The sequence below is a fragment of the Brevundimonas sp. RM1 genome, assembly GCF_052907225.1.
In genome coordinates this window covers 1-7,389 of record NZ_JBRERY010000043.1, presented here as the reverse complement: position 1 = coordinate 7,389, position 7,389 = coordinate 1, and the positions used below count along the sequence as shown (strand labels likewise).

General features: G+C 64.1%; 6 protein-coding genes and 1 tRNA gene. 1 reads left to right on the top strand and 6 read right to left on the bottom strand.

From position 1 onward, the window contains the following. Positions 1-11: 11 nt before the first annotated feature. A tRNA-Thr gene (locus ACU5AP_RS15830) sits at positions 12-86 on the top strand. A 311-nt stretch (positions 87-397) separates the two neighbouring features. Here ACU5AP_RS15830 and ACU5AP_RS15825 read toward each other — a convergent pair. The 6 genes from ACU5AP_RS15825 to ACU5AP_RS15800 all read right to left on the bottom strand — a co-directional run. Continuing rightward, on the bottom strand, positions 398-649 hold the full coding sequence (locus ACU5AP_RS15825; protein WP_128719775.1) for a hypothetical protein: 252 nt from the start codon (positions 647-649) through the stop codon (positions 398-400). 678 nt (positions 650-1,327) lie between these two features. Next, positions 1,328-2,593, bottom strand: a complete 1,266-nt coding sequence (locus ACU5AP_RS15820; protein ID WP_446681505.1) for an NAD(P)/FAD-dependent oxidoreductase — start codon at positions 2,591-2,593, stop codon at positions 1,328-1,330. 38 nt (positions 2,594-2,631) lie between these two features. Continuing rightward, positions 2,632-3,366, bottom strand: coding sequence for a histidine utilization repressor (gene hutC / locus ACU5AP_RS15815; protein ID WP_046653018.1), 735 nt, complete (start codon positions 3,364-3,366; stop codon positions 2,632-2,634). A gap of 89 nt (positions 3,367-3,455) precedes the next feature. Further along, positions 3,456-4,181: a PepSY domain-containing protein gene (locus ACU5AP_RS15810; RefSeq protein ID WP_312296042.1), complete on the bottom strand. Its 726-nt coding sequence runs from the start codon at positions 4,179-4,181 to the stop codon at positions 3,456-3,458. A gap of 9 nt (positions 4,182-4,190) precedes the next feature. Then, entirely contained in the window at positions 4,191-4,850 is a 660-nt protein-coding gene (locus ACU5AP_RS15805) for a hypothetical protein (RefSeq protein WP_446681504.1), read from the bottom strand. Positions 4,851-4,982: 132 nt separating this feature from the next. Continuing rightward, positions 4,983-7,389: TonB-dependent receptor domain-containing protein (locus ACU5AP_RS15800; protein ID WP_446681503.1), on the bottom strand; the 2,407-nt coding region annotated here is incomplete at its 5' end.

The window sequence follows — 7,389 nt, the reverse complement described above, 5'->3', positions numbered from 1 at the left end:
CTCAGTGACCCGCCGCCGTAGCTCAGTGGTAGAGCGCATCCTTGGTAAGGCTGAGGTCGGCAGTTCAATCCTGCCCGGCGGCACCACACTGACCCCTTGGATTTACAAGGGGGTTTCCGAGAAATCAGAACCTACCCCCTCGGGGGGACCATGCTGATAGTTGCGGAACATTGTTATGAACTGGTCGCAGTTGTTGGGCGATTCTTAGGAGCGCCCTGTACTTCACCTGCCCCCTTAGGCAACAACTCCGGCCCTACCTGCCCGAATTGCCTGATGGAAGTCCCCAAGGGCTTCCTAAGTTCCGCTCATGCCAACGCCAGACTGAGAGATTGGCGCCCATCGCTGAATTGGAAACGGCGGCCCCGATTGGAACCGCCGTTCTATTCAAGGCGTGTAGTTACTGCATTCCGTGTGCATAATCACAGGCCTCTTTGCCCTCAATCATGCATTGCTCCCGCTGCGGTCCAACTGGGTAAGCTGCTCGGCAGTTCCTTATATTGTCGTAAAGACACTGCTCGTACGGTCCACGATTGATCTGCACATAGGTCTTGGCATTGCTAGAATTTGCTGCGACGAGACCAGCAATCCCGGCCGCTACGAACATGCCTAGCGCGCTCAGACGAGCAACACCACTGTTCAGTTTGATCATTGGATAACCCTCCCTAGGAGACAATCTCCAAGCGCAATGAGAGCAGATATCGCAGCTTTCACAAAACATCACTCTGTGAACGCGACATTCAGCCGCTAACCCATCTCCCTCGCCCACCTATGAGGCAGGTACAAAAAGGCCCCAAGCAATGCTTGGGGCCTTCTCTGTTTAGCGCATTGTAGAACCACAGGTTACCTTAGAAGATGATGCCGGTCCCATCCGGATTACACCAGCCGATCAGGGTGGAGGTGGAATGCGCCGTTACCTCGCCCCATCCACTGGCTGCTGGATCTCCAGCATAACAACCTTGCCTCGCGTATCCAACATGAGACGAATGAGAGGCATCGGAATAATAGTTATACTCGTAGATGTAATATCCTGATTGAATTGTCGCTGTTGCGGAATTCGCCGAGAACGACGTCGCAGCAATCACTAGCGAAGCCAAAATGAAAAGGTTTGGAATTCCCGCAGCTATTTGCTTCACGTTCAACAAAACTACCTCTTTATGTGCTCATGATGAGAACCTGGAGGGCGACACAGGAACAATTCCACGTCAAATAACGTTGGTTTGTAAATTCCGAGACGTGACTCCACGTCAATCATGAAGACCCGCTCCACGTCCGGACGACTCCCCCGCCAATCTTGCTGGGCGCTAGGAAGAGGCGCCCAGCTCTTGAACTAGAGACGTAGCCCTTTCCTAGGTTGAGCGCCGCCGAATGGGACAACCGCCTTGATCGACACTGTCGGATCGGCCAGCAGGGCGTCGTCCACCGGCGTCGCCTTCCCGATCAGCAGGCGTCCGCCCATGAAGTCGGCCGGGGCGTTGACCGCCTCCACCGCCACGATCCTGTCGCCGCTCAGGTGGAAAACCGAGAAGGCGCCGCCGGCCGGGTCGCCGCGCACCAGCTGACGATCGGCGCCGAAGGGCACGCCCGCGATCTGCAGCTTGACGTCATACTGGTCAGACCAGAACCACGGCACTTCCGGCGCCGGGGCCGCGCGACCGACGATGGCCGAGGCCGCCTGCTTGGCCTGCTCCAGGGCGTTGGGCACGCTCTCCAGCCGGTGCATGACGCCGCCGTGGACCGGGATCGGCCGCCGCGTCACATCGCCGATGGCGTAGATGTTCGGGTCGCTGGTGCGGGCGGTCTCATCGACCACCACGCCGTTTTCGCACGTCAGTCCCGCCGTCCGCGCCAGGGCCTCGCAGGCGAAGGCGCCGACGCCGACCAGCACCGCGTCCGCCGCGATCAGCGTCCCGTCCGCCAGACGCACGCCCGCGTCCTCGAACCCCGCGACCTCGACGCCGGTCAGGATCTCGACCCCATGCTTCCTGTGCAGGTCGGTGAAGAAGGCCGACAGGGGCTGAGACGCCACGCGGGCCAGCACCCGATCCATGCGCTCGATCACCACCGCCTCGGCGCCCAGGGCGCGGGCCGAGGCCGCCGCCTCCAGCCCGACATAGCCGCCGCCGACCACCGCCAGCCGCTTGCCTGGCGCCAGCACCGCCTTCAGCCGTTCGGCGTCGTCGAGGGTGCGAAGCTCCAGCAGGTCCGGCCGGTCCGCGCCGGGAAGGGTCAGCTTGCGCGCCGTCGAGCCGGTGGCCAGGATCAGCACGTCGTAAGGCTCGACCGTTCCGTCGGCGAAGGTCACGGTCCTGGCGGCCGCGTCGATGGCGCTCGCCGTGACGCCGGTCCGAAGCGCGATGTCCTGCTCGGCGTAGAAGCTCTCGGGGCGCAGCAGCAGGTCTTCCAGACCCGCCTCCCCCTTCAGCCAGGCTTTCGACAGGGACGGCCGCTGATAGGGCGGCGCGCTCTCCTGCCCCGCCAGGACGATCTCGCCCTCAAACCCATACTGCCTCAGCAGCGCCGCCGCCGAGCCCCCCGCGTGTCCCGCGCCGATGATCACTACCTTCGACAGGAGAGCCGAGCCATCAGCCGACATGACTTTTTCCTTCATACTCAATCTGTTTGCAGCGGCGGTTACGCCCCCGTGGGAGCGGTCGGGTCCGGCTCGGAGGGCGCAAAACGCGCGCCCAGGTCATAGGCCTCGCCGGGGAAGGTCAGCCGCACGAAGGTGATGCCCTCGGCCCGCCGCCAGGTTCGGCGCTCCAACGACAGACAGGCCGCCGACGGCTCGACGCCCAGCGTCAAGGCGGTCGCCCGCGATACGTTCACGGCGCTGATCTTGTGTTCGGCCTCGGTCCAGGGAACCCGCTCAAGCAGCCAGGTGCCGGGGGGAATTTCATCGAACGCCGCATCCCTAGCCTGGGGAACCGAGGTGAGGCAGATCACCCGCTCCTCCAGGGCAAACGCGCGGCCGCTGCCCTTGTGCAGGCAGCGCAGCTCGATCACCTCGCCGGACGCGGTCAGACCCAGTTCGCTGGCGTCGCGCCGATGGGCGGCGCGGACCTTCCGCAGCAGCAGCTCATAGTCATAGGGCTCGCCGCGCTTCTGAATCTCCGCCTGGATGTCGGGAATGTCCAGCAGCACCGAATGGATTCGCGGCCGCGCCACGAAGGAGCCGAACCGCTTGCGCCGGACGATCATGCCCCGCTCGGCCAAGGGCGCCAGGGCCTTGCTGACCGTCATGCGCGAGCAGTCGTAGTCAGCCATCAGCTCATGCTCGAAGGGGATGCGGAAGCCCGGCGGCCACTCGCCCGACAGGATGCGCTCGGCGATGTCGGACCGGATGCGCCGGTGAAGCGGACTGTCCATGCGCCCCTCCCAAGGTCATGGCGGCCTTCTTCAGGCTCTGAATCATGAAGAAGCCGGGACGCCGTCATGGGCGCCCCGGCCTTTGGTCGTCAGCGGCGACGCCGTTCCTGCAACCATTCGACGCCGTCATGCAGATAGGCGAAGTCCTGCCTGCGGAAGGCCTGGAACAGCATGATGAAACCGCTCAGCGCCAGCCACAGGCAGCCGGTGGCGATGATGATGATGAGCGGGTGGTTGAAGCTCTGACGGTCCGTGTAGTCCATGATGTGGATCATCCAGAACACGTCCCACAGCCGCCAGGTGTTGGTCTTGGCTCCCGCCAGCTCGCCCGTGACGGCGTTCAGGATGAAGGTCGAACGCTCCTTGTCGGCGAACTCGACCCGCCAGGCCGGCAGGGCGAAATCGCGGGTCTCCAGCGTCGGCTTCTCGACGCGCGTCACCGAGGTGATCGCCGCCGAACCGTTGAAGGCCGCCGTCGCAAGGGCCTTGGCCCGCTCGGCGTCGATGACCACAGGCGCGGCGCTGAGCGGATCGACCAGCTTCACCCCCTCGGCGGTCGTCGCGGCGAAGACCCACTGGTCCTGCAGCGGCCGCAGTTCGATCTGCGACACGGGCGCGCCGATCGCCTGGGACACCTGAGCCAGGGACAGCACCTGGGTCGGCGCAGGGCTAGGCTTGACCTCGGCCAGGACGTGACCGCCCGTGACCTTGTGATGGTCGATCATGGCCATGACGGCGCCGCTGATCGCCCACAACAGGAGCTGGATGCCCAGAACCAGGCCGAACCACTTATGAAGTCTGCGAAGTAGAAACATAGACGGTCCTCACGCAGCGGCTTTTTTGCGCACGCGGCGCTTGCGGCGGAAACTGAAGATCAGGAGCCAGGCGCCCGACAGGGACGTCGCCACCATCATCCAGGTCGCGACCTTGAGCAGGGCGTTGTTCATGTTGTCGCGGGTCTCGTAGTCCATGATGTGGAGCATCCAGAAGAAGTCGAAGCCTCTCCACAGGTCATGGCGCCGGGACAGCAGTTCGCCGGTATGCGGCGAAAGGTAGAGGGTCGGCTTCCACATGCCCTCGAACTCGACGCGCCAGATCGGCGCGGCGCGGCCGCGGATCTCGCCGGGGATCTCGGTCAGAAGCTCAGCCTTCACGACCCCGCCCTCGGGGGCGTAGATCCGCTCGGCGCGCCGGCGAGCGCCGGCCTCGTCGATCAGGGGCAGCTTCTGGCCCGAGCGGGCGTCGTACAGCGCCTGCCCGCTCGCATCCGTCAGGATGTAGAGCGGCTGATCCAGTTGCTGCACCAGACGCAGACTGCTGGTCCGGTCGGCGCCCTTCAGGATGGCCGACGGCTCCACCAGACCGTCCGTCGCGATCGGCTTGGCGTCCGGCGTCCGTATCAGGTGGTCGCCATGGATGATGTCGATATGGATGGCGGTCATGTAGAGACCGCTCACGATCCAGAACAGGGCCTGGACGCCCATGATGAGCGAAAACCACTTGTGGGTTCTACGCGCCAATAGAGGCCAGCGTATCATTTTATACTCACGGCTTGTGAGAGAAGGCTGCGTCAGGCGGCGTTCCAGAACACGCGCCTGACGCACCTCACATCGGTTTTAGTTGAACTGATACGTCAGGCGGACATATCCGCGACGGCCCAGCAGATCGTAGGTCATCGTGTCGGTGTTGCCGTCGGTCCAGCTCTGGATGAACGGGGCCTTCTTGTCGAACAGGTTGTCGATGCCGAATGCCACGTCGACGTTGTCGTTCACCCGGTAAGAGAACTGGGCGTTATGGTAGAAGACAGCGTCCGTCTGATAGCCGATGTCGCCCGGCGCGGCGTTGAAGTCCGTCGCCTCGCCGATCATCTGGATCGAATAGGTTCCGGCCCAGCGCTCGTCCATGACCGTCAGACTGGCGTTCGAGCGCCAGTGCGGATAGCCGCCGTTGCCGCCGCCGATGTGACCGTCGAAGATGATCGGATCGCCGCCCTCGAAAGGCGTGATGACGTATTCGTCCAGATAGGTGGTGTTCCAGTCCAGGCTGGCGCGACGCTGGCCGATGTCGAAGGCGTAGCGCACGCCGATGTCCACGCCCTTCATCGTCTCCAGACCCGTGTTGGAGGGCTGGGCCGACAGATAGTTCACCTCGCCCGTCAGCGGATTGCGGGTGAAGCTGTCCGGCTTGCAGAACGGGTGGTCCATGTTCGGCGTCGCATAGCAGATCGCCAGCTTGGTCGAACCGGGGATGGAGCGGATGGCGTCCTCGACCTTGATGTCGAAATAGTCCGCCGTCAGCGTCAGGCCGCTGATCTGCGTCGGCTGCCACACCAGGCCCAACGTCAGGGTCTCGGTGCTTTCCGGCTTCAGATTTTCATTGCCGCCGACCGTGGTCAGGATGGTGGTGCCCATCTGCACATAGCCCGCCGGCACGCCCGAAGCGGCGCAGTTGGCGATCAGGACGGCGTCGCCGCTGGCGTTGTAGCGGCTGCACGGATCGGTCGTGGTCAGGTTGCCTTCGGCCACGCCGCCGAACAGTTCGGGCACGCTGGGGATGCGGAAGCCGGTGCCGTAGGTGGCGCGCAGACGCAGGCTGTCGACCACCGTCCAGTTCAGGCCCAACTTATAGGTCGTCTCGCCGCCGAACATGTCATAGTCCGAGTAACGGACCGCGCCGTCCAGTTCGAGCCGCTGCACGAACGGCAGGTCGCTCAGCAAGGGCGCCGACAGTTCGACATAGGCTTCCTTGGCCTTGGTCTCGCCCGCGATCGGATCCTGCTGGTTGGTGTTGGAGATGCCCAGCACCGTCAGGGCATCAGGATCGCGCCAGCCCTTCTCTTCGCGATAGACCAGGCCCGCCGCCATCGCCAGGGTGCCGGCCGGCAGTTCCATGACCGTGCCGCTGACGTCGAAGGTGAAGCTCTTCTGCTCGTTGCCGCCCGTGTCGCGTGAGTTGAACAGAATGTAGTCGAGCACGTCCTGATTGACGTCGCCCATGCCCAGATAGTCGCCGCACGGCACAGCCGCGCCCGGCGTCGGACTGCACAGCGAGGTGTTCAGCGTATCACCCAACCGTTGCAGGTTGACGATGTTGGTCATGCCGTCGACGCCGGTGTTGCGGCCCCAGTTGGCCGAAGCCTCCCAGGTCCAGTCGCCGGCGATGTCGCCGCGCGCGCCGCCCACGAAGCGGTAAGTGTCCGTTTCCTGGAAGAACTGACGCTGGCCCGGCTCGACCAGAAGACGACGGATCAGCAGCAGATCCTGGCCGGTCGGATTGGTCGGATGATCGGCCGCGATGCGAATGTCGCGCAGGGCGCCCGGAGCCGCCATCTGGTTGCTCTCGCGGTGAGTGAAGAACAGCTCGCCGAACAGGCTGACGCTATCCGTCAGCTGATAGTCGGCCAGCACGGCCGTGCTGAAGCGCTCGATCGGCGAAGAAGCGTTCAGATAGCCGTTTGAGTTGTGGTTGTGCTTGGCCGGGTCATACGGCTCGTAGAAGTCGCCGTCTCCGCCCGGCGTCTGGTTGAAGTTGATCATCTGCCCGTTCGGCAGGACCGCGCGGCCGCCCGGCGTCGTGGCGCTGGAAAGACAGGTCAGGGCGCCGTTGACTTCGCCCAGGCCGCACGGCGCGCGGCTGGCCAGATTGACCTCTTCGGACTTCTGATAGGTCAGGGCGGCGGTGACGCCGCCTCGATCGTTCTTGATGCCCCACAGGACGTCGAAGGTCACATCCTGGCCGTCGCCTTCATCGGTGACGCCGTACTTGCCCGACACCTTCAGGCCTTCATAGCCGTTGACGGTGATGATGTTCACCACCCCGGCCACGGCGTCCGCGCCGTAGATGGCCGAGGCCCCGTCCTTCAGCACGTCCATGCGGGCGATGATCGGGGTGGGGATCATGTTCAGGTCGGGTGCGCTGTTGGCGCCGGTGCCGCCGTTGACCACGCGACGCCCGTTGATCAGCGTCAGGGTCCGGTTGATGCCCAGGCCGCGCAGGTTCACCTGCGCCGTGCCATAGCCGTTG

What these genes read in the sequence shown, in the direction of transcription:
- ACU5AP_RS15825 (WP_128719775.1), bottom strand. Translation starts at nt 649, where the DNA reads ATGATCAAACTGAACAGTGGTGTTGCTCGTCTGAGCGCGCTAGGCATG.
- hutC (WP_046653018.1), bottom strand. Translation starts at nt 3,366, where the DNA reads ATGGACAGTCCGCTTCACCGGCGCATCCGGTCCGACATCGCCGAGCGC.
- ACU5AP_RS15805 (WP_446681504.1), bottom strand. Translation starts at nt 4,850, where the DNA reads ATGGGCGTCCAGGCCCTGTTCTGGATCGTGAGCGGTCTCTACATGACC.
- ACU5AP_RS15820 (WP_446681505.1), bottom strand. Translation starts at nt 2,593, where the DNA reads ATGTCGGCTGATGGCTCGGCTCTCCTGTCGAAGGTAGTGATCATCGGC.
- ACU5AP_RS15810 (WP_312296042.1), bottom strand. Translation starts at nt 4,181, where the DNA reads ATGTTTCTACTTCGCAGACTTCATAAGTGGTTCGGCCTGGTTCTGGGC.